The sequence below is a fragment of the Methylobacterium hispanicum genome, from assembly GCF_022179285.1.
Taxonomy (GTDB): Bacteria; Pseudomonadota; Alphaproteobacteria; order Rhizobiales; family Beijerinckiaceae; genus Methylobacterium; species Methylobacterium hispanicum.
Genome location: NZ_BPQO01000009.1, coordinates 149,085 through 170,201, shown reverse-complemented (window position 1 = coordinate 170,201; position 21,117 = coordinate 149,085). Strand labels below are relative to the sequence as shown.

General features: G+C 75.4%; 15 protein-coding genes. 8 read left to right on the top strand and 7 right to left on the bottom strand.

Annotated elements, in window-relative coordinates; all coding sequences use genetic code 11:
* The first annotated feature begins 249 nt into the window (after nucleotides 1-249).
* On the top strand, nucleotides 250-1,500 hold the full coding sequence (locus MFF56_RS12890; RefSeq protein ID WP_238230087.1) for a metallophosphoesterase family protein: 1,251 nt from the start codon (nucleotides 250-252) through the stop codon (nucleotides 1,498-1,500).
* A gap of 7 nt (nucleotides 1,501-1,507) precedes the next feature.
* Nucleotides 1,508-5,008 (top strand): YhaN family protein, encoded by a 3,501-nt coding sequence (locus tag MFF56_RS12885; RefSeq protein ID WP_066919715.1) that lies wholly within the window; start codon nucleotides 1,508-1,510, stop codon nucleotides 5,006-5,008.
* Nucleotides 5,009-5,184: 176 nt separating this feature from the next.
* On the opposite strand, the gene MFF56_RS12880 is transcribed toward MFF56_RS12885, so the two are convergent.
* Entirely contained in the window at nucleotides 5,185-6,681 is a 1,497-nt protein-coding gene (locus MFF56_RS12880) for a carboxypeptidase M32 (RefSeq protein ID WP_066919717.1), read from the bottom strand.
* Nucleotides 6,682-6,836: 155 nt separating this feature from the next.
* On the opposite strand from MFF56_RS12880, the gene MFF56_RS12875 reads away from it, so the two are divergent.
* Nucleotides 6,837-7,520 (top strand): GntR family transcriptional regulator, encoded by a 684-nt coding sequence (locus MFF56_RS12875; protein WP_066919719.1) that lies wholly within the window; start codon nucleotides 6,837-6,839, stop codon nucleotides 7,518-7,520.
* 15 nt (nucleotides 7,521-7,535) lie between these two features.
* On the opposite strand, the gene MFF56_RS12870 is transcribed toward MFF56_RS12875, so the two are convergent.
* Together MFF56_RS12870 and MFF56_RS12865 are read right to left on the bottom strand one after the other, a co-directional pair.
* On the bottom strand, nucleotides 7,536-8,327 hold the full coding sequence (locus MFF56_RS12870) for an enoyl-CoA hydratase/isomerase family protein (protein WP_066919721.1): 792 nt from the start codon (nucleotides 8,325-8,327) through the stop codon (nucleotides 7,536-7,538).
* A gap of 117 nt (nucleotides 8,328-8,444) precedes the next feature.
* Nucleotides 8,445-9,698 (bottom strand): MFS transporter, encoded by a 1,254-nt coding sequence (locus MFF56_RS12865; protein ID WP_066919723.1) that lies wholly within the window; start codon nucleotides 9,696-9,698, stop codon nucleotides 8,445-8,447.
* A gap of 496 nt (nucleotides 9,699-10,194) precedes the next feature.
* Here MFF56_RS12865 and MFF56_RS12860 point away from each other — a divergent pair, with 496 nt between their 5' ends.
* Genes MFF56_RS12860 through MFF56_RS12850 form a run of 3 tightly spaced genes read left to right on the top strand, consistent with a single transcriptional unit; the run spans nucleotide 10,195 to nucleotide 12,814 of the window.
* On the top strand, nucleotides 10,195-11,115 hold the full coding sequence (locus MFF56_RS12860; protein WP_066919725.1) for a L,D-transpeptidase: 921 nt from the start codon (nucleotides 10,195-10,197) through the stop codon (nucleotides 11,113-11,115).
* 47 nt (nucleotides 11,116-11,162) lie between these two features.
* On the top strand, nucleotides 11,163-12,335 hold the full coding sequence (locus tag MFF56_RS12855; RefSeq protein WP_066919727.1) for a glycosyltransferase family 2 protein: 1,173 nt from the start codon (nucleotides 11,163-11,165) through the stop codon (nucleotides 12,333-12,335).
* Nucleotides 12,335-12,814: a hypothetical protein gene (locus tag MFF56_RS12850; protein ID WP_066919729.1), complete on the top strand. Its 480-nt coding sequence runs from the start codon at nucleotides 12,335-12,337 to the stop codon at nucleotides 12,812-12,814. Before MFF56_RS12855 ends, MFF56_RS12850 begins: the two co-directional genes overlap by 1 nt.
* Before the next feature lie 241 nt (nucleotides 12,815-13,055).
* Here the strand turns inward: MFF56_RS12850 and glpX are convergent, their stop codons facing one another.
* The 3 genes from glpX to MFF56_RS12835 all read right to left on the bottom strand — a co-directional run bounded on the left by glpX (nucleotide 13,056) and on the right by MFF56_RS12835 (nucleotide 16,381).
* Nucleotides 13,056-14,045: a class II fructose-bisphosphatase gene (gene glpX / locus MFF56_RS12845; RefSeq protein WP_066919730.1), complete on the bottom strand. Its 990-nt coding sequence runs from the start codon at nucleotides 14,043-14,045 to the stop codon at nucleotides 13,056-13,058.
* A 170-nt stretch (nucleotides 14,046-14,215) separates the two neighbouring features.
* On the bottom strand, nucleotides 14,216-15,550 hold the full coding sequence (locus MFF56_RS12840) for a homoserine dehydrogenase (protein ID WP_066919733.1): 1,335 nt from the start codon (nucleotides 15,548-15,550) through the stop codon (nucleotides 14,216-14,218).
* A gap of 135 nt (nucleotides 15,551-15,685) precedes the next feature.
* Nucleotides 15,686-16,381, bottom strand: a complete 696-nt coding sequence (locus MFF56_RS12835) for a hypothetical protein (RefSeq protein ID WP_238230086.1) — start codon at nucleotides 16,379-16,381, stop codon at nucleotides 15,686-15,688.
* A gap of 84 nt (nucleotides 16,382-16,465) precedes the next feature.
* Here MFF56_RS12835 and xth point away from each other — a divergent pair, with 84 nt between their 5' ends.
* Together xth and MFF56_RS12825 are read left to right on the top strand one after the other, a co-directional pair.
* Nucleotides 16,466-17,260: an exodeoxyribonuclease III gene (xth, locus tag MFF56_RS12830; RefSeq protein ID WP_066925730.1), complete on the top strand. Its 795-nt coding sequence runs from the start codon at nucleotides 16,466-16,468 to the stop codon at nucleotides 17,258-17,260.
* Nucleotides 17,261-17,430: 170 nt separating this feature from the next.
* Complete coding sequence (locus tag MFF56_RS12825; RefSeq protein ID WP_066925728.1) at nucleotides 17,431-17,628, top strand: hypothetical protein; 198 nt, start codon at nucleotides 17,431-17,433, stop codon at nucleotides 17,626-17,628.
* A gap of 18 nt (nucleotides 17,629-17,646) precedes the next feature.
* Here MFF56_RS12825 and MFF56_RS12820 read toward each other — a convergent pair whose 3' ends face one another.
* Nucleotides 17,647-21,063, bottom strand: a complete 3,417-nt coding sequence (locus tag MFF56_RS12820; RefSeq protein WP_238230085.1) for a tetratricopeptide repeat protein — start codon at nucleotides 21,061-21,063, stop codon at nucleotides 17,647-17,649.
* Nucleotides 21,064-21,117 lie beyond the last annotated feature (54 nt).

Below are 21,117 nucleotides of genomic sequence, written 5' to 3'. Positions count from 1 at the left end.
GACACCGGGCCGGAGGGAGCGCCACGCCCCCGCCGACCCGCGGGACGCCGGGGAACCGGTATCCGTACGCTCATCCTCAAGGGTTCCGCGGCGTCCCGCGTCTCCCTCTCGGCCATGCCTCCGGCGTCTCGGACGCGCGGAGCCGAACGCGCGTGGGCCCGCCCGTTGACAGCCGCCCCCGCCAGCGGGCACCCCCGCGGGCCACCGGCGTGCCCGGGACGTAGCGACCACGCGGGCCAGGACCCGGGCATGAGCCGGTTCACCTTCATCCACGCCGCCGACCTGCATCTCGGCAGCCCCTTGAGCGGGCTGGCCGCGCGCGATCCCGAGATCGCCCGGCGCCTCGCCGCGGCCGGGCGGCAGGCCTTCGAGGATCTCGTCTCCGAGGCGATCGCGCGCGCGGTCGCCTTCTTGGTGATCGCGGGCGACGTCTACGACGGCGACTGGGCCGACAACACGATCGGGCTGTTCTTCGCGCGCCAAGTGGCCCGGCTCGACCGGGCCGGCATCCCGGTCTTCCTCGTGCGCGGCAACCACGACGCCGAGAGCGTGATCACCCGGGCGATCAGCCTGCCGGCCTCCGTCCACACCTTTCCGCCGACCCGGGCCGACACCCACCGGCTCGACCACCTGAAGGTCGCGATCCACGGCCGCTCCTTCCCGAACCGGGCCGTGCCGGAGAACTACGCCCTCACCTACCCGGCCGCCGTGCCGGGCTGGTTCAACGTCGGGTTGCTCCACACCTCCTGCACCGGCCACGCCGCGCACGAGACCTACGCGCCCTGCTCCGTCGCGGATCTGGCGGCCAAGGATTACGGCTACTGGGCGCTCGGCCACATCCACGAATACGCCGAGCTCGCCCGGGATCCCTGGATCGTCTTCCCCGGCAACCTGCAGGGCCGCAGCGTGCGCGAGTGCGGCCCGAAGGGCGCCGTCGCCGTCACCGTCGCGGACGGGCGCGTCGCGGGCCTGGAGCGCATCATCGTGGACCGGGCCCGCTTCCACCGCCTCGCGGTCGATCTCGCGGAGGCCGGGGACGAGCGCGCGGCGGTCGCCCGGGTCGAGGCGGCGCTCCGCCCCCTCGCCGCCGAGAGCGCGGGCCGCCTCGCCGCGGTGCGGATCCACCTCACGGGCGAGACGCCGGCCCACGACCGGCTCGCCGCCGACCGCGACGGGCTCGCGGCCGAGATCCAGGCCGCGGCCCACCGGGTCCACGAGGACGTCTGGCTGGAGCGCCTGAAGATCGAGACGCGCCGTCCCCGGAGCCCCCTCCCCGCCCCGGCGGGCCTCGCCGCCGCGATCGACCCGGCCGGGCTCCTCGCCGACATCGACCGCGACCCGGATTTCCGCGCCCGGGCCCGGGCCGCGCTCGCCGAGATCGCCGCGAAGATGCCGGCGACGCTGAGCCCCGAGGAGGCCGACCTCGCCGCCGAGCTCGACGCGCTCTGCGCCGAGGCGGAGGCGCTGGTGCTCGGCCGGCTCGGCGGCCGAAGCTGCTGAGGCACCGATGCGGATCCTCGCCCTCGACCTCGAGCGCTACGGCCCCTTCACCGACCGCACGGTGCGGTTCCGGGAGGACGCGCGGCTGCACGTGGTGCTCGGCGCCAACGAGGCCGGCAAGAGCTCGGCGCTCGCCGCCGTCACCGACCTGCTCTTCGGCATCGAGGAGCGCACCCGCTACGCCTTCCGGCACGACATGCCCGCGCTGCGGCTGGGCGCCGAGATCCGGGCGGCGGACGGGCGCCGCCTACGCTTCCGCCGCCGCAAGGGCCGCAAGAACACCCTGGTGGACGCGGCCGATTCGGGGCTCCCCGACGACAGCCTCGCGCCCTTCCTCGGCGGCCTCTCCCGCGAGGTGTTCTGCCGGGCCTTCGGGCTCGACGCGGCCTCGCTCCGGGCGGGTGCGGCCGAGATGCTCGAGGCCGAGGGCGAGCTCGGCGCCAGCCTGTTCGCGGCGGCCTCCGGCTTGCGCGGATACCGGGCGCTGCAGGGCCGGCTTGAGGAGGAGGCCGCCGGCATCTTCATGCCCCGCGCCGCCCGCGAGCGCACCTTCTACCAGGCGCTCGGCCGCTACGAGGAGGCCCGCAAGGCGATCCGCCAGGGCGAGCTGCGGGCCGGCGACTGGCGCGACCTCAACGAGGAGATCGCGGAGGCTGGCACGCGCCTCGACGCGATCCACGCCGAGCGCCGCCGCATCGCCGGCGCGCAGGCCCGGCTCGCCCGCCTGAAGCGGGTCGCGCCGCTGATCCAGGCGCTCGACGCCGCCGACGAGGCCGCCGCGCGCGACGAGGCGGACCGGCCCGGCCAATGGACGGATGCCTGGATCGACGCGCTCGGCGCCCGCATCGCCGCGGAGCAGGCGGCCCGCGACGGGGCGGTCCGGGCGGCGGAGGTTCTGGACCGGGCCGAGCAGGAACTCGCCGCCCTCCCCCTCGACGAGGGGCTGCTCGCCCGGGCCGAGGCGGTGCTGGAGGCCTTTCGCGGGATCGCCCGCCACGACAAGGACGCCCAGGACCTGCCACGCATCCGGGCCGAGGCGGACGGGCTCGGCCTCGACCTCGCCCGGCTGGCCGCCCGGATCGGCCTGCCCGACGCCGCCGCGCTGAAGAGCCGCCAGCCCTCCGACGCCGCGCGCAGCCGGGTCGAGGGGCTGGTGCGCGAGGGCCGGGCGCTCGCCGCCGAGATCGCGCGCCTGACCCGGGACGCGGCCGGGGCCCGGCCGGGCCCGGAGGCCGCGCCGCCCGAACCCGCGATCGACCCCGCCCCCCTGCGGGCGGATCTGCGCGCCCTCGCCGGCTTGCGGGGCGAGGTCGCCCGCCGGGACGAGATCGACGCGACCGTGCGCCGGGAGGCGGGGCTGCTCTGGCTCCAGGCCGGGCGGCTCAGCCCCCCGGTTCCCGATCTCGCCGCGCTGGCGCAGGTGGCGCTCCCCGCTCCCGAGGCGATCGCCCGCCATCGGCGCGCCTTCGAGGCGCTCGAGCGCCGCCGCGAGCGCGCCCTCGAGCGGCAGGCCGCGACCGCCCAGGCCGCCGCCGCGACGCGGCTGCGCCTGCGGCTCCGGGAGGGCGCCGGCCCCCTGCCCTCGCTGGCCGACCTCGCCCGCCTGCGCGCCGAGCGCGACGCGCTGATCGAGGCGGGCCCGGGTGCCGAGCCGGGGCGGCGCTCGCACGAGGACGCGCGGGAGGCGGTGCGGGAGGCGGTGCGAGAGGCGGTCATGGCGGCCGACCGGGCCGCGGACGACCTCGTGCGCGACGCCGCCCGCGCCGCCGAGCAGGCCGCCGACCGGGTCCGCCTGGAGGCCGAGACGGAGGAGGTCGAGGCCGCCGACCGGGACCTCGCCGCGATCGAGACCGCCCGCGCCGAGGCCGAGGCCGCCTGGCAGGCGGCCTGGTTGCCCGCCGGCCTCGCGGCCGCCCCGCCCGCCGAGATGGCCGCCTGGCTCGGCGAGGTCCAGACGCTCCTCGACGCGCTCGCCGCGGTCGAGACGCAGAGCATCGAGCAGCGCCGTCTCGTCGAGCGCGTCGAGGCCGCCCGCGCGCCGCTGGCGGCGCTCGCGGCGCGGGCCGGGCTCGACCTCCTGCCCGGCCTCGATCCCGGCCTGATTCTGGCCCGGATCGAGGAGCGCGTCGCCGCCCTCGGCGAGGCCTGGGAGCGCGCCCGCGAGGCGGAGGGGCGCGCCCGCGCCGCCGCCGAGCAGGCCGCTCGCCGCGCGGCCGACCTTGCCGAGGCGCGCGCCCGCGAGGCGGTCTGGCGGGAGGCCTGGGGCCGGGCCCTGCCCCTGATCGGCCTCGACGGCGCGGCCGGCCCCGACGAGGCCGACAGCGCTCTGGCCGCCTGGGCCGCGGTGCCGGCGGCCCTGGCCGCCCTGGAACACCAGCAGCGCCGCATCGCGGGCCTGAGCCGCGACATGGAGGCCTACCGGGCGGGGGCCGACGCCCTCGTGGCCGCGCTCGCTCCCGACCTCGTCGGGCTTCCTTCCACGGCCGCCATGAAGGCCCTGCACGGCCGCCTGGGTGAGGCGCAGGAGCGGCGCGCCCGCCGCACCGACCTCGAACGCCGCCGCCGCGAGGCCGCCGAGGCCCTGGCGGCCGCCGAGGCCGCGCGCGGGACGGCGTCGGCCGCGCTCGCCGGGCATCTCGCCGAGGTGCGCGCCGAGTCTCGCGCAGAGACTCGCGCCGAGCATCCGGACGGGCCGGCGGAGGAGCCCGCCGCGCTCCACGCGCGCCTCACGGCGCGGCGGGCGCTGCGCCAGGCGCTGGAGAGCCGCCGGGCCGACCTCGCCCGGGTCTCGGACGGGGTCGCCGAGGCGGAACTGCGTGCCGACCTCGCCGGCACCTCGCCCGACGCGATCGAGGCGGCGCTGCGCGGTCTCGCCCTGGAGGAGGAGGCGCTCGACCAGCGCGGCAAGGCGGCCTTCGCCGACCGCGACCGGGCCGAGCGCCGCCGCGAGGAGCTAGCGGGCGGCACCGGCGCCGAGCTGGCGCTCGCCCAGCGCAAGGCCGCGGAGGCGGAACTCGCCGGCGAGGCCCGGCGCTGGGCGGTGCTGCGGCTCGCGGGCCTCCTCATCGGCACCGCGATCGGCCGCCAGCGCGCCGGCCAGCAGGACCCCTTGCTGACCCGCGCCGGCGCCCTGTTCTCGGGATTGACCGGCGGCGCCTTCGCGGGGCTCGCGCAGGACTACGACGCGGGCGACGAGCCGCGGCTGACCGGCCGGCGCGCCTCCGGCGAGCTGGTGCCGGTGGACGGCCTGAGCGAGGGCACGCGCGACCAGCTCTACCTCGCCCTGCGACTGGCCTATCTGGAGGATTACGCGGCCCGCGCGGAGCCGGCGCCCTTCGTGGGCGACGACCTCTTCCTCACCTTCGACGACGCCCGCACCGCGCACGGCCTGGAGGCGCTCGCGGCGATCGGGGCTCGGGTGCAGCCGATCCTGTTCACGCACCACCGCCACGTCGCCGACCTCGCCCGCAGCCGGCTCGGGGCGGCGGTCGACGTGCTGGAGCTGTGACCCCGTCGGGGATCCCCAGGGGCCTCAGGCCCTTGGGCGGGGTCCCGGGGCGGCGCCCCGGGTTGCGATCCCGGGCCCCGGCAGGGCCGGGGCCAGGGATCGACAGCAGGGCCAAGATCCAACCCCTTGCCTGCACCCGCCAAAGGTCTCGACCTTTGGGATCCGGGACTGGCTGCCTAACCCAGGTACCGCGCCTCGATGTGGGCCCGGAACGCCGCGGTGCCGAGCGGGCGCCCGGTCGCCTCGGTGAGGATCGTGTCCGTGTCGGCGAGGCTCGCCCGGGCGTGGACGTTGGCCCGCAGCCAGTCCCGCAGCGGCGCGAAATCGCCCCGGGCCAGCCCCGGCAGCAGGTCGGGCGCCGCCGCTCTGGCCGCCCCGAAGAGCTGAGCGGCCGCGAGCGCGCCCAGCGTGTAGGTCGGGAAATAGCCCCAGGCGCCGCCCGGCCAGTGGATGTCCTGCAGGCAGCCGAGCCGGTCGTTCGGCACGTCGAGCCCCAGAAGCGCCCGCACGCGCTCGTTGAAGGCGCCCGGCAGGTCGGCGACCGCGAGGTCGCCCGCGATCAGCGCCGTCTCCAGCTCGTAGCGGAGCAGGATGTGGGCCGGGTAGGTCGCCTCGTCCGCGTCCACCCGGATGAACCCCGGCTCGACGCGGGTGGCGAGGCGGTGCAGGTTCTGCGCCTCCCAGGCCGGGCCCGAGCGCCCGAAGGCCTCCCGCAGGAGCGGCGCGAGGTAGTGGAAGAACGCCTCGGAGCGGCAGGCCTGCATCTCGACGATCAGGCTCTGGCTCTCGTGCAGCGTCATGCCGCGCGCCTCGCCCGCGGGCTGGCGGCGCCACGCGGTGGGCCGGCCCTGCTCGTAGAGGGCGTGGCCGGTCTCGTGCAGCACGCCCATCAGGGCGCGGGCGTAGTCGGCGTCGTCGTACCGGGTGGTGATGCGCACGTCGTCGGTGGCGCCGCCGCAGAACGGGTGCAGGCTGATGTCGAGCCGCCCGCGGGCGAAGTCGAAGCCGAGCGCCTCCATCAGCCGGAGCCCGACCGCGCGCTGCGTCTCGACCGGGAAGGGGCCCTCCGTCGGGACGGGGTGCGGGCCCGCCGCCTGCCGCTCGCGGATCGCCGCGATCGTGCCGGGCAGCCACGCCCGCAGCTCGGCGAAGAGCGGGTCGATGGTCGCGCGGCGCAGGCCCGGATCGTAGCCGTCGAGGAGCGCGTCGTAGGGCGCGAGGCCGAGCGCCGCGCCCTTGGCGGCGCCGATCTCCCGCTGCAGGCGCAGCACCTCGGCGAGTTCGGGCGCGAGCCGGGCGAAGTCCGAATCCGCGCGGGCGGAGCGCCAGGTCATCTCGCAGCGCGAGACCGCGCGGGAACTCGCCTCCACCAGATCCTGCGGCACCGCCGCGGCGTGGCGGTGGGCGCGCTCCATCTCGGCGAGGTTCGTGCGCTGCTCCGGCCCCAGCGCCTCCGCGCCGGCCTCGGCCAGACGGTCGGCGACCTGCGGCCCGGTCAGGATCTCGTGCGCGAGCCCGTGCAGCACCGCGATCTGGTCGGCGCGCCCCGCCGCTGCGCCGTCCGGCATCTGGGTCTGAGAATCCCACCCGAGGATGCCGGACGCGCCGCTCAGCGCCGAGAGGCGGGCGAAGGTGCGTTCCAGGGCGGCGTAGGCCGGCGCATCGAGGGGCATCGTCACGTCTCCGGTTCGGGTCCGGCGGCTTAGCATCGCCCGTGCCGTCCCGACCACCCGAGGGCGAACCTGCACTCTTGTGCATGGACACGCATATCGAGCCGAACTAAACGTACGATTGCGCACGACAGGTCACGCGGATCGGGCCCCGGCCGATGAACAGGATCGACCCCGGCATCGGAATTCACCGCCGCTACCTCCACGACGAGGTCGCCGAGCGGATGCGGGCACTGATCCAGTCCGGCGAGATGGAGCCGCTGGCGCGCATCAACGAGGGCGAACTGACCGAGCGCTTCGGCATCTCGCGCACGCCCCTGCGCGAGGCGATCAAGATCCTGGCGACCGAGGGGCTGCTCGAACTGCTGCCGAACCGGGGCGCCCGGGTGGCGAGCATCTCCCAGCGCGAGATCGAGGAGATGCTGGAGGTGATCGCGGGGCTCGAGGCGACCGCGGCCGACCTCGCCTGCGCCGCCGCCACCGAGGACGAGATCGCGGCGATCGAGGACGACCACCGCCAGATGGTCGAGGCGTGGCGGGCGGGCGACGCGGCGCGCTACTACCCGCTCAACCGGCGCATCCACGAGGCGATCATGTCGGCCGCCCGGAACGCCGTCCTCACCTCGATCTACCTCGGTCTGTCGGGCCGCATCCAGCGCTCGCGCTACTCCGTCCACCAGACGGAGGCGGAGTGGGCCCGCGCGGTTGAGGAGCACGCCCGCATGGTCGTCCTGCTGCGCGCCCGGGACGGCGCCGGCCTCTCGGCGCTGATGCGCGCGCATATCCGCGGCAAGAAGGCCGTGCTCGCCGCCCGCGTCGGCGCGGAGGCGGCGGCCGGCTGAGCCGCTCGGGGCGCCTCAGCGCCCGGTCCAGACCGGCGGGCGCTTGGCCAGGAACGCCTCCATTCCCTCGCGGAAATCGGCGCTGAGATAGCAGGAGAGGATCAGGTCGTCGTCCGGATCCGCGGCGTCCTCCGCCAGCCGGCGCAGGCCCTCCTTGGTGGCCCGGAGGGTGAGCGGCGCATGGCCGGCGACGAGCCCGGCGAGGGCGTCGGTGCGGTCCCGCAGGGCCTGGGCGTCCGCCACCACCTCGCCGACGAGACCGATGGCCAGAGCCTCCTCGGCGCCCAGGAGCCGGGCGGTGAAGATCATGTCCTTCACCCGGGCCGGGCCGACGAGGTTCGCGAGGCGCCCGAGATTGGCCACCGACAGGCAGTTGCCGAGCGTGCGGGCGATCGGGAAGCCCAGGCGCGCGTCCGCGGTGGCGACGCGCAGGTCGCAGGCCGCAGCGATCGCTGCGCCGCCGCCTGTGCAGGCGCCCGCGATCGACGCGATCGTCGGCACCCGCAGCCGCTCCAGGGTTCCCAGCACCTTGTCCATGAAGCGCTCGTAGGCGAGCGCGTCGTCGGCGGTGCGGACCTCGCGGAACTGGGCGATGTCGGTGCCGGCCGCGAAGGCCCGGTCCCCGGCGCCCGTGATCACCAGCACCTTCGCGGCCGGGTCGGCGGCGATCCGCTCGCACAGGGTGACGAGGCCCTCGTACATCGCGAAGGTCAGCGCGTTGCGGGCCTGGGGCCGGTTCAGCACGATCCGGGCGATGCCGGCCTCGTCCTGCGAGAACAGGAGTTCGTCGGTGGGCTGGTCGGTCATCGGCGGCTCGGGTCGGCGTGTCCTGAGCCCCGGTCTGGCCCGGGCGGGCCGGCCGATCAAGCCGCCCGAACGGGAACGGGGGCCCGCAAGGCTCCCGTCCGCGCGCGGCGCCTGCCCTCAGGCGGTGGCGGGCTTCAGAGCGCCCGGGGCCTCGGCACGGGCACCGGCCTCCAGCACCTTGCCGCGCGGGCCGACCCAGGCGCCCACCCATTTGCGCTGCCAGACGAACAGGCAGCCCAGCACCACCAGCGTGAAGGCCGCGTAGCCGACGAAGCCCGGCGCGAAGCCGCCCGTGTACTGCTTCGAGAGGCCCATCACATTCGGCAGGATGGCGCCGCCGAGCGCGCCCACCTCGCCGATCATCGAGCCCGCGACCGCGGTGTTGTTCGGCCAGCGCAGCGGCACGAGCTGGAACAGGGCGCCGTTGCCGGCCCCGAGCGCGGCGAAGCAGAGCATGAACAGGATCGTGGTGAGCGCCAGCGACGGCGCGGCGGTGAGCGCCAGGAACGAGCCGATCGCGGCCATCAGCACCACGGTCAGCACCAGGATCCCGCCCATCCGGTCGGCGAAGTAGCCGCCGAGGATGCGGATGCCGGAGCCCATCAGCGCCGCCAGCATGGTGAGGCGCCCGGCCTCGACCTTCGTGACGCCGAAGCTCTCGTAGAAGAAGGTCGGCAGGAAGTTCGACAGGCCGATGAAGCCCCCGAAGGTGATGATGTAGATCAGCGAGAAGGCCCAGCCGTCCTTGGTGAACAGGCAGGAGACGTGCTCGCGGAAGGTCTGCCGATGGTTGTCCGGCGGCTCCTTGGCGAGCCCGATCATCACGGCGATCGGGAGGAGCATCACGGCGCCCGCGAAGCCGTAGACCGTCTGCCAGCCGTAGGCCTGGGCGAGCGGGGGCGCGAACAGCACGGCGAGCACCGTGCCCGAGTTGCCGGCGCCCGCGATGCCCATGGCGAGCCCCTTGTGCTCGGGCGGGAACCAGCCGGATCCGAGCGAGAGCGCCACGCCGAACGAGGCGCCCGCGATGCCGAGCAGCACGCCCATCGCCAGCACGTCGTTGTAGCTCGCCACGAAGAAGAAGCCGTAGATCATCGCCAGCACGATGACGCCCATCTCGGTGAGGGCGGCGTTCTTGCGGCCGATATACTGGGCGAGCACGCCCAGCGGGAAGCGCATGATCGCGCCCGCCAGGATCGGCAGCGAGATCATGAAGCCGGTCTGGGCCGGGGTGAGGCCGTAGGTCTCGGTGATGAACGGGCCCATCGCCCCGTTCAGCACCCAGATCGCGAAGCAGAAATCGAAGTACAGGAACGCGGCGAAGAGCGTCGGGGGGTGTCCCGACTTCATCACGGTCTTGAAGCTGGCCATCTGCGGGTGCTCGTCGAGTTCGCGGTGCGTCGCCCCGGGGGGGCGACCGCACGTGCCGGAGGGGCCGGACTCACACCGTCCGCTTGTCGGGGCGTCGTTGCCCCGGGGCGCCGCGCTGTCGCGGCTGAAGCGACCATTGCAGCAAGCGTGCCAACCCGCGGGCCGCCCTGCCCTGCCCTGTCCTGCCCTGTCCTGCCGCCGGCCCGGGGCGTGCGGCCTGGGAATAATGCCTCAGGTGCGGGCAGCGCGGGCTCCGACAGGGCGGGAGATGGCGCGGACCTGCGCAGCTCACGCGGCCGTGAAGGACCTGTTGCGCGAAATCGACGGCGGGCCGCGCAGGGCTGACCCGCGCCGCCGTACAGGTTTCAGACGAGCCTTGACTTTGCTAGAGCTTGACCGGACGACCTTGGCCGTTCCGGGGGCAGCCGGCGCAAGGTCGCGCCGTGGCCCGCACGCGCTGTGCCGGGCACCATCAGGGACGTCCTACGCTCAAGCCATGTCGGATCTCAAGACCGGCCTCTCGCGCCGCCTCCTGCTCGCCGGATCGGCGGCGGCCCTCTCCCTCGGCGGGCCTCTGCCCGCCCTCGCCCAGCGCGTCGGCCTCGTGCCGGGGGGCAGCGGTGGCTACGACGACGACCTGCTCTACCAGGACCAGAACGGCGCCTTCTACCGCCGCCGCAACGGCCGCTACGAGCCCTATACGGGCCGGGTCGAGTTCGGCCGTCCCGTGCTCGGCGACGAGGGGGCGGTGCCCGGTCGCGGGCCCGTGGCGGAGCCCGGTCCGGGGCCTGCCCCGCAGCCCGGCCAGCCGCCCGCGCAGCGCAGCGTGGTCGAGCGCCCGGTCGATGACGGGCCGATTGACTACGCCCGCGCCTACGCGGCGATCACCGACGACGCCTTCCCGATCGCGGCCTTCAACTACAAGAAGATGAGCCCGGCCTTCCTGCGCCAGGAGATCGCCTATTCGGGTCCCCATGAGCCGGGCACGATCGTTGTCGATCCGCGCGCCCGGCACCTCACGCTGGTGCAGACGGGCGGGCGCGCCCGCCGCTACGGCGTCGGCGTGGGCAAGCAGGGCTTCTCGTGGTCGGGCATCGCCACGGTGAACTCCAAGCAGGCCTGGCCGGACTGGTACCCGCCCAAGGAGATGATCGCGCGCCGGCCCGACCTCGCCGCGCAGATCGACAAGCTCCAGAGCGGCCTCGGCGTCGCGGGCGGTACCCGCAACCCGCTCGGCGCGCGCGCCCTCTACCTCTGGCAGAACAACAAGGACACGCTCTACCGCATCCACGGCACGCTGGAGCCCTACTCGATCGGCCAGTCGGTCTCCTCGGGCTGCATCCGGATGATCAACCAGGACGCGATCGACCTCTACGGCCGGGTCCCGGTCGGCGCGAAGGTCGTCGTGCTGGGCTGAGCGCCGTCCCGGGGCCTCACGCGGAGGCGAGTGCGGGAGGGGTTCGGTTGGCGGATGTCGATGCCCTGCTGGGGACCATCGAGGCGATCGACGGGCGCGTGATCGCGGGCTGGGCCTGCATGCGCCGCCCGGACGGCAGCGAGCGCCCGGCGATCCTCGAGGTGCGGGCCGACGACGTGCTGGTCTTCCGCTTCGTCGCCGGCGCGGTCCGGGAGGACGTGCGGGCGCGCGGCGCCTGCGGCATCCTGCGGACCGGCTTCCGGCTGGACCACGGTTTCCCCGTCGGCACGAAGATCGCCCTGCACAGCGCCGAGACCGGCGCCCCTTTGGGGACGGCGCGCTACGTGGCGCCGTCCCGGCCGCCGCGGATCGGGCTGATCGCGCCCGCGCGCGACGAGGCGCCCTACCTGCTGGAATGGCTCGCCTACCACCGCACCCGCGGGATCGCGCGCTTCTTCATCGCCGACAACGGCGGTGCGGACGCCACCTCGGACCTGCTGCGCCGGCTCGACCGGGCCGGAATCGTCACCCGCTACGACTATCTCGGCCGCAGCTACTTCCAGACGGCGTTCTACGCCGAGACGGTGGCGCGGCCGGAGGTGCGGGAGACCTGCGACCTGCTGGCGGCGCTCGACTGCGACGAGTTCCTGGTCCCGACCAACGGGCGCCCGATCCCCGAGACGCTGGGGGAGCTCTGCGCCGACGGCGCGGTCAGCGCGCTGGCGCTGAACTGGGCGAATTACGGCAGCGCGGGCCGCGCGGAGCACGATTCCGGGCGCCTCGTGATCGAGCAGTACGACCGGCGGGCGGTCGAGCTGAACCCGCTCAACAACCACATCAAGTCGGTCTTCCGGCCCGAGCGCTTCCGTGGCTTCGGCGTCAACGTGCACGCGATCGACATGGATTACGGGCTCTATCGCGCGGCGTCCGGCGCCGCGGCCGAGTGGGACGTCGCCTACGCGGCGCGCGGGATCACGCGGGTGCCGGACTGGACCAACCTGCGGGTCAACCACTACTCGACCAAGAGCCGGAGCGCCTTCGTCAGGCGCAAGCTCCAGGGGCCCGCCGCCGACCGGGCCACCAGCGAGGCGTTGCGCCGGCACGCCGACTACTTCGCCCTGCACGACACGAACGACGTGCAGGACCCGGTCGATCCGGCCGTGATCGCCGAGACCCGGGCGGAGATCGCCCGGATCGAGGCGCTGATCGCCGAGGCCTGATGCCGCCGACGCCCCTCCTCGCCGCCGCGGCCGGCCTCCTGCTCCTGGCCGGCGCGATCCTGTACGCGGGCCTCCGCATCGGGGCCGGGCGGCGCGGCGCCTTGGCCGTGCCGGAGGGCGCGCCGGTCGCCGCGCGCCGGCTCGTCGGCGCGTGGCAGGGCCGGCAGGGCTACGCCTTCGCCCTCGCGATCTCGAACGCCGCGGCCGCCGACGTCCTGATCGACGGCGTGGACGTGCTGGCGCCCGGCGGCGCGCGGCTCAGCGTCCAGCCGGACGACGGCGATCGCTGGACGCGGGCCGGGCGCCGCCACGCGGTGCGCTGGCGCGCGCTCGCGGGGCGGGACACCGTGGTCCAGTGCCGGCTCCACCTGCCGGCTTCCGCGCAGCGGGCGGGAGCGCGGGTGCGGCTCGAGCTCAGGTGCGCCCTGGACGAGCCCGGCGGCCGGCGCATCCGCGTGCCGCTGACGGTGGAGGTTTGATACCGTTTCCGGTCGATCGGTGCGGTCTGACGCATCGCCTCAGGACGAAGCGCGGGCCCCCTCTCCCTATGGGAGAGGGGGCATGGCGCGGTTCACCGCGCGCGGCCGAACCGATCGACCGGAAACGGTATGAGGCGGCTTCGGGCCCGGGCAGTCCGCGCCGCTCTCCCTCCCCCGGCCGAAGAGGGGGAGCATCCGCGCCAGACGAAGCGATCCCCGTAACCGGACGGAACCCGCGGGCCTAGGCCCCCGCGTCCAGGCGCCGCCGCTCGCCGCGGATGCGGCGGATCGTGCCGGTGGCGGAGCGGTAGACCACGGTCTCGGTCTCGATCACGTTCGGGCGGAAGCGTACCCCGCGCAGCAGCGATCCGTCGGTGACGCCGGTCGCCGCCACGATCACGTCGCCGCGCGCCAGCTCCGTCAGGTCGTAGATCCGGTTCGGTTCGGTGATGCCCATGCCCTCGGCCCGGCGCCGCTTCTCGGCGGAGTCGAGGATCAGCCGGCCCTGCATCTGGCCGCCGGTGCAGCGGAGCGCGGCCGCCGCGATCACGCCCTCGGGGGCGGCCCCCGTGCCCAGATAGATGTCGACCCCGGTCTCCTCCGGGCTCGTGGTGAAGATGATGCCGGCGATGTCGCCGTCCGAGATCAGGCGCACGCCCGCCCCCGTGTCGCGGATCTCGGCGACGAGGCCGGCATGGCGCGGCCGGTCGAGCACGAGCGCGGTGATCTGGTGGGGGCGCACGCCCTTGGCGCGGGCCAGCGCCAGGATGTTGTCGGTCGGGCTCGCGTCGAGATCGATCACGCCCGCCGGATAGCCGGGGCCGACCGCGATCTTCTGCATGTAGACGTCGGGTGCGGCGAGCAGGGCGCCGCGCTCGGCGATCGCCATCACCGCGATGGCGCCGGGCATGTCCTTGGCGCAGAGGGTGGTGCCTTCCAGCGGATCGACCGCGATGTCGACCTCCAGCCCGCCGCGGCCGAGCCGCTCGCCGATGTAGAGCATCGGCGCCTCGTCGCGCTCGCCCTCGCCGATCACCACGCGGCCGTCCACCGGCAGGGTGTTCAGCTCCTCGCGCATCGCATCGACGGCGGCCTGATCGGCGGCCTTCTCGTTGCCCTGTCCCCGCAGCCGCGCCGCGGCGATCGCCGCCCGCTCGGTCACGCGGGCGAGTTCCAGGCCGAGGATGCGCATCGCGACGTTGCGCGAGCCCTCGTGCGGCGCCTCAGACATGGTTCCTGCCCTCGCGTCCCGGCCCGGATGTTTCCGGTGCCGTCCCCCGGCGCGGCGCGTGCCGCGCGGGAGCTTCCTCTGCCCGACCGCATAGCACGGACGCGGCGGATCGGTCTCCGCCCAACCCGGCCGGAGCGCGCGGGTTTCCCCTACAACTCCAGATTAACGAATCATTCCCGCTCGATCCGGATCAGCTGAGGCGACTCGGCGAGCAGGCCGTCCGCCGCGATGGCGTCGAGGGCGGCGCGGATGTTCCCCTCCGTGGCCGCGTAGGTGATCAGCACCAGCGGCACCGGCTGGCCGGAGCGCCCGCGCGGGTCGTTGACCGCCGCGTTCTCGCTGCGGCGCTGCAGGATGCTCTCGATCGAGATCTCGCGCTCGGCCATGCGGGTGGCCACGCCCGCGGCGACGCCCGGGCGGTCGTGCACGGTGAGCCGGATGTAGTAGCCGCCCTCGTGGCGCTGCATCTCGACCCGCTCGGCCGGGCGCAAGGCGGCGCTCGGTCGGCCGAAGGTCGGGCGCACGCGGCCGGCCGCCATGTTCGCGGCAACGTCGGCGATGTCGGCGACGACCGCGGACGCGGTGGCCTCGCCGCCCGCGCCCGGGCCGATCAGGGTGAGTTCGCCCACCGCGTCGGCATCGACCGTGACGGCGTTCGTCACGCCCATCACCTGGGCGATGGCGGAGGATTTCGGCACCATGGTCGGGTGCACCCGCTGCTCGATGCCGGCCGCGGTCGCCTGGGCGACGCCGAGCAGCTTGATCCGGTAGCCGAGCTCGTCGGCCATGCGCAGATCGAGCGGCTGCACCCGCGAGATGCCCTCGACCGAGACGCCCTCGGCGTCCACGACGGTGCCGAAGGCGAGGCTCGTGAGGATGGCGAGCTTGTGGGCGGTGTCGAAGCCCTCGACGTCGAAGGTCGGGTCGGCCTCGGCGTAGCCCAGCGCCTGCGCGTCCTTGAGGCAGGCCTCGAAGGTCAGGCCCTCGCGCTCCATGCGCGAGAGGATGTAGTTGCAGGTGCCGTTGAGGATCCCGTAGACGCGGCTCACCGCGTTGCCGGGCAGACCCTCGCGGAGCGCCTTCACCACGGGAATGCCGCCCGCGACCGAGGCCTCGAAGGCCAGCGCCACGCCCGCCGCCTCGGCGGCCTTCGCGAGCGCCGCGCCGTGATGGGCGAGCAGCGCCTTGTTGGCGGTGACCACGTGCTTGCCCGAGGCGAGCGCCGCCTCGACGGTGGCCTTGGCCGGCCCCTCCGAGCCGCCGATCAGCTCGACCACGCAATCGACCGCGCCCGAGCGGGCGAGCGCCACCGGATCGTCGAACCACTGGATGCCGGAGAGGTCGAGCCCGCGGTCGCGGTTCCGGTCGCGCGAGGAGACGGCGGTGATGCGGATCTCCCGGCCGGTCGCGGCGAAGAGCGCGTCGGCGCGGCGCGCGATCATGCGGACGACGGAGGCACCCACGGTGCCGAGGCCGGCGACGCCGAGGCGGAGGCTGTGTGTCATGGTTCCTATCCGGGCCCGGCAAGCGGCGGAGCGCGGACGCGCCCCGGCGGGCGCGGCACTCATGCAACGATTTGTCCGCACCCGCAAGAAACCCGCAAGAAACCCGCAAAGGACCTGCGAGCCCGCGGTGCGCCGTCAGTCCGGCACGCGCTGCCGGTAGCGGATGGCCGTCGTGATCAGCCCGTAGAGGACGCCCGCGTTGAAGAGGTGCCAGAGCCAGTGCGTGCCGACGGGAATCGTCCCGCAGGCCGCCCGGTCGAGGGTGCGCGCCGCGAGCGAGAGGCCGAACAGGGCGGCGATTCCGAGGAGCGCCAGACCCGCCGCGCGGCGGGCCGCGGCCCGATGGCAGGTCTGGCCGGCGACGAGCGGCGCCGCGACGCCGCCGAGCGCCAGGAAGGCCGGCAGGTAGGCGATCGAGCCGTTGGTCAGCGCCTCGACGTCGCGGCCGGTGAGCGCGTCGAGCGCCGGGACGAGGCCGAACGAGACGATGAGGAAGCCGAGCGTGGCGCCGCCCGCCGCAAGCCCCCCGAGCCCGAGGAAGCGCCGCAGGGCGAGGAAGAAGTAGCCGTAGATGAAGAGCGCGATCGGGATCACGTCGGCCAGCATCGCCCAGTGCACGGCGAGCGTGTGGAACAGGAACGAGCCGATCCCGACGATGCCGGCGAGGGCGGCCAGCGCCAGGGCGGCCGGGTCGCGCCCCGCGCGCCGGGCGGCGGCCAGCGCCGCGACTAGGAAGGCTGCGTTCGTCGCGGCGTTCAGCGGCTCGTCCCAGAACCCGGCGCCGGCGCGCTCGCAATAGGCCCGGATCGGCTCGAACCAGTCGGTGCTCATCGTGGCCCCTTCTCCCCCGCCCGCCGCTTGTCAGGCGGGTGCGAAGGCCCGATGACGGGCGCCGGCCTCAAGGGACGCGGCGTGATGCGGATCAGCACCTGGAACGTCAACTCGATCAAGCAGCGGGTCGGGCACCTCACGGCCTTCCTGGGCGAGGCCAAGCCCGACGTGGTCTGCCTGCAGGAGCTGAAGTGCCAGGACGAGTCCGTTCCCCGCGCCGAGATCGAGGCGGCGGGCTACCGGGTCGAGACGCTGGGACAGAAGGCCTATAACGGCGTCGCGCTGCTGGTGCGCCGGCCGCTCGCGCTCACCGAGGTGCGGCGCGGCCTGCCGGGCGACGAGGCCGACGTCCAGGCGCGCTACATCGAGGGGCTGGTCGCGGGCGAGGGCGTCGCGCCGGTGCGGGTCGCCTCGATCTACCTGCCCAACGGCAACCCGGTGGCGAGCGAGAAATTCCCCTACAAGCTGGCCTTCCTCGAGCGCCTGCGCCGGCACGCCCGCGCGCTGATGGACGCCGAAGTGCCGCTGGTGCTGGCCGGCGACTACAACGTCATCCCGGACCCGGAGGACGCCGCCGACCCGGAGGCGTGGCGCGAGGACGCGCTGTTCCGGCCGGAATCGCGCGCGGCCTTCCGGAGCCTGCTCGCCGAGGGTCTCACCGACGCGCTCCGGGCCTGCGACCCGCGCGCGGGGGTCTACACCTTCTGGGACTACCAGGCCGGCTGCTGGCCGCGGAACCAGGGCATCCGCATCGACCACCTGCTGCTCTCGCCGCAGGCCGCCGACCGGCTGGTCTCGGCCTCGGTCCAGAAGCACCTGCGCGGCCTGGAGAAGCCCTCGGACCACGTTCCGGTGACGGTGGAACTGCTCGACGGCTGAGGCCGCTTCGGCGCGAGCGGTCGGGGCCGCCCCGTCATCGCCGGGACGCCCGTCCGCTCCGCCCCGGACCAAGCTTGAGCGTAACGCCGCGAGCGACGATTTCGGATGAGCAGTCGAACCGCCGGCGTTTCCGGCCGTTAACCTGCCGATTTCCGTTCCCGGTGGGTCCAATGGCCAAGCACGACATCCTCGGATACTTCGAGCATCGCCGCGACGGCGCCTGGGTCTGCGTGCGCCCGTTCACACTGACGACCCGCAGCGCCAGCATCGACATCCGCCAGGGCCAGCGCTTCGACTACGGCAAGCGCGTCGGCGGCCTCGACCTCGCCGAGTACCTGGAGCAGCTCGGCTCGCAGTTCGGCTCGTAGCCGACCGATCCGGGCGCGCTATCCGGGCGGGGGCGCCGGCTGCGTCTCCGCGCGGCTCTGCGCGCCCTCCCCCGGACCCGGCGGGGAGCCGCCGTCCGCCCGGCCGCGCTCGGGCGCGGCGGCGTCGGGATAGCGCTTGCGGTACTCGGCCAGGAAGGCGCCGAGCGTCTCGGCCTTCGAGGCGCGCTGGGCGATCTCGCGGAAGCCCGGCTGGCGCGTCGGGTCGGCGCCGGTGATCAGCGCGAAGCTGCGCGCGTCCGCGCTCTCGGCCATCAGGCCGGCGAACTTGGCCTTCAGTCTCTCCAGGCCCAGGCGCTCGTCCGCGAGGTCGTAGGCGATGCCGGCGCGGATCACGTCTGCGCGGGCGGCCGCGTCGAGGGACTTGCCGCCGCGCCAGACCTCGCCGAGCAGCGCCTCGTGCGCCTCGCCGGCGCCGCGCCAGCGCCGGGCCGCCCAGAGGATGTCGGCCCTGAGGCGCGCGACGTCGGGGCCGCCCTCGTCCTCGATCGTCTCCAGGGCGAGGTCCGTACGGCTCAGATCCGACAGGGCGCGGGCGCGCACCAGGGCGCGGGCGCGGCGCAGGTCGGCCGGCAGCTCCGGCAGGTGGGTCGCGTCGATCGCCTCCAGCGCCTGGAGGGGCTTCCCGTCCATCAGCCGCACCGTGGCGAGGCGGGCCGCGACCGCGGCGCGGGCCTGGCCGGTGAGGCGGTGGTCGATCTGGTGCTGCAGGAGCTCGCCCGCCGAATCGAGCAGGTCGAGCCCGACCAGCCGGTCGGCGAGGCGGCGCACCACCTCGTCGCCGCGCCGGCCGATCGGGGCGAATTCCTTGAAGTCGAAGTAGAGCGCCACCGCCTCCACGCCCGGCAACGCGTCGCCGCGTCCGCCGAGGTAGAGCGCGTCGAACAGGCTCTGCGCCTCGCCGTTGAGCACCCGTGCCATCTCGGAGGTCGGGAAGGCCGCGGATGCGCGCCGGGTCGTCGCGAAGGCCTCGCGGAAGCGGCCGGCGGCCGCGTAGCTGCGGGCGAGGCCGGCGATGATCGCCTCCTCGGTCGGGCCGCCGCGCCAGGTCAGGGCGAGGCGCTCCAGCCGGGCGAGCGCCTCGCCGGAGGACATCTTGGCCGTGCCGAGCGCCAGCAGGGTCCGGCGCAGGCCCGCGGCGGCGGCGACGGGCGCGGCGGCCGCGACCTCCAGGCGCTCGTAGCGGTCGAGGGCGGCCACCGTCTGGCCGGTCAGCTCCTCCACCCGGCCCTTCACCAGGGCGAGGCGGTCGCGCACCAGCGGGTCGTGCTTGGGCGCGGCGTCCATCCGGGCGACCGCCGCGTCGATGTCGCCGCCCTCGATCGCGGACTCGGCCGCCGCCGCGAGCACGAGGTCGCGCAGATCCTCCGGCAGGCGGCCGGCGAGGGGCAGGGTGCGGCCGAAGCCGGCTTCGGCCTCGCGCCACAGGCCCGCGCCCGCCTCCGCCACCGAGCGCCACAGCACCGCCTCGGGATCGCGCTCCAGCACGTCGCCGCCGAGCGCCGCGCGGGCCTCGGCGGGGCGGCCCGCGCGCAGGAGGGCGAGACCGCGCCAGAGGCTGGTCTCGCGCTGCACTGCCACCAGCGGATCGTCCGCCGCGGCGGTCTCGAGGGCCGCCAGTCCCTCCAGGTCGAGCCCGGCGGCGATGAGCGTGCGGGCATGGGCGACGCGCAAGGGGCCGCGCTCCCCCGGCGGCGCGGCGGCGGCGGCGGCGAATTGCTGGCGCAGGAGCGCGCGCAGGTTGCCGGTCCGGGCCCGCGCCCAGCCCTCGGGATCGATGGCCGGGGCGCCCGCCTCGGCCAAAGCCGTCTCCGGGCGCTGCGCCACGCTCGACACCGCGAGCCCGCCCTCGCGCCCGACCACGACCCCGTCGAGGTCGGGGCGCACCGCGAGGTCGTCGGCCAGCGCCAGCACCGCGAGGCCGAACCGGCTCGGCAGCAGCTCGAAATCGACGAAGCGCTGGCGCTTGGGCATCCCGGCCGGCCGCCGGCCCCGGGTGGTGACGAGGGCGATCCGCTCGCCGTCGAGATCGAGCCAAGTCGCCGCGCCGGGTTTCGGCAGATCGACCGCGAGGCCGAAGCGGCCGGCGGCGTCCGTCCGCCGCCGGGGGTCGAGCACGGTGCTGGGCGTCAGCGCCTCGCCCGCGACGAGTTCCCAGCCGGCGCCCTCCCCGGCCGCCACCGGCAGCAGATCGACGAGCCGGCCGGGCGGAACCGAGAAGCGCAGCACGGTGAGGTTGCCGACCCGGCGCGGCTCGCCGAGGGGGCTGAGCCCGGCAGCCGTGCCGGCCTCGGGCAGGCGTACGGGCTCGTCCGTCTCGAAGGCCAGCGTCGCCACGCCCAGGCGCTCGAACAGCGCCACCGGCGGCAGGGCGCGGAAGCCGAAGACGAGGCCCGTGCCGGGTTTGGCCAGCGGCGGCTCGGCCTCGGAGGCGGGGCGGGGGGCGCTCTCGCGGGGCGCGGGGGCCGGCCGCGGCGGATCGGCGGGACGCGGCGCCTCCGCCGCGGCCGCCCGCCCGGTCGCCGACGGGATCGCCGGCCCGACCCCTGGACCGCCCCCCGGCCCGACCACCGGGTCTGCGGGCCTCTCGCCCGCCTTGACCAGATCGACGGCGACCGCGTCGTCCTCGCGCTCGACGCTGAGCGCGTAGCCCTCGGCCGGGGTGAGCAGCAGGCTCGCGGACTCGGCCTCCGTCTCCACGGCCAGGCCGGCGAGGGCCGGCGCCGTCCGGCCGCGCGCCTCCGCGGTGTCGATGGTCCAGGCGCCGGCGATGCGCAGGCGGGTGGCGGCGCCCTCCCGCAGGCTCTGGCTGGACACCCCCGGCGGCAGCCGCAGCGACAGGCGCGTCAGGGTGGGCAGGTGGGCGACCTCGAGGGCGAGCGGGCGGCGGGCCGGGGGCGGGTTGCGCACCCGCAGCGCCGCCTCCGCCGCCTCGGCCCGCCGCGCCAGCTCGGCCACCACCTCCGCGGGCAGCGGCGGCACGAGACCGGTCCAGCCCTCGGGCAGGAGATCGACGAAGACCTGCTCGGCCGCCTCCTGCACGCTGATCCGGACGGGCCGCTGCAGGGCGAGGCGCAGGCCGGTCCCGTCGGGATCGCGCCGGGCCACCGCGATGTAGGCGGGCATCTCCTGGGCGAGCCGCTCGGCCCCGCCGGGGGCCCGCTCGGAGAAGCTCAGGATCAGCACGCCCGCGCTCGCCCGCGCCTTGACCGAGACCGGCCTGTCGAAGGTGAGGCGGATGCGGCCGTAGGGCGCGGGCGCGGCGCCCTCGCCGGCCCGGGCCTCGCTGCCCGTCAGGGCGACGAGCCGCGCGGCGGCCGCGGGAACGGGCAGGGCCGCCAGGGCTCCCAGGAGCAGGGCCGCGCGCAACGCCCGCAGGCCGCCCGCCCGGTCTCCCCTCACCTGTCCCGCCCCCATGGAACGCCCCGACGCCGTACGCAGCGCGACTCTGCCGGGCGCACGGCTAACGGC

Bases quoted from the DNA above. Each gene is read 5' to 3' on its own strand.
- MFF56_RS12860 (WP_066919725.1), top strand. From the start codon at position 10,195: ATGTCGGATCTCAAGACCGGCCTCTCGCGCCGCCTCCTGCTCGCCGGA.
- MFF56_RS12835 (WP_238230086.1), bottom strand. From the start codon at position 16,381: ATGAGCACCGACTGGTTCGAGCCGATCCGGGCCTATTGCGAGCGCGCC.
- MFF56_RS12825 (WP_066925728.1), top strand. From the start codon at position 17,431: ATGGCCAAGCACGACATCCTCGGATACTTCGAGCATCGCCGCGACGGC.
- MFF56_RS12820 (WP_238230085.1), bottom strand. From the start codon at position 21,063: ATGGGGGCGGGACAGGTGAGGGGAGACCGGGCGGGCGGCCTGCGGGCG.
- MFF56_RS12880 (WP_066919717.1), bottom strand. From the start codon at position 6,681: ATGCCCCTCGATGCGCCGGCCTACGCCGCCCTGGAACGCACCTTCGCC.
- MFF56_RS12890 (WP_238230087.1), top strand. From the start codon at position 250: ATGAGCCGGTTCACCTTCATCCACGCCGCCGACCTGCATCTCGGCAGC.
- MFF56_RS12840 (WP_066919733.1), bottom strand. From the start codon at position 15,550: ATGACACACAGCCTCCGCCTCGGCGTCGCCGGCCTCGGCACCGTGGGT.
- MFF56_RS12865 (WP_066919723.1), bottom strand. From the start codon at position 9,698: ATGGCCAGCTTCAAGACCGTGATGAAGTCGGGACACCCCCCGACGCTC.
- MFF56_RS12850 (WP_066919729.1), top strand. From the start codon at position 12,335: ATGCCGCCGACGCCCCTCCTCGCCGCCGCGGCCGGCCTCCTGCTCCTG.
- xth (WP_066925730.1), top strand. From the start codon at position 16,466: ATGCGGATCAGCACCTGGAACGTCAACTCGATCAAGCAGCGGGTCGGG.
- glpX (WP_066919730.1), bottom strand. From the start codon at position 14,045: ATGTCTGAGGCGCCGCACGAGGGCTCGCGCAACGTCGCGATGCGCATC.
- MFF56_RS12885 (WP_066919715.1), top strand. From the start codon at position 1,508: ATGCGGATCCTCGCCCTCGACCTCGAGCGCTACGGCCCCTTCACCGAC.
- MFF56_RS12875 (WP_066919719.1), top strand. From the start codon at position 6,837: ATGAACAGGATCGACCCCGGCATCGGAATTCACCGCCGCTACCTCCAC.
- MFF56_RS12870 (WP_066919721.1), bottom strand. From the start codon at position 8,327: ATGACCGACCAGCCCACCGACGAACTCCTGTTCTCGCAGGACGAGGCC.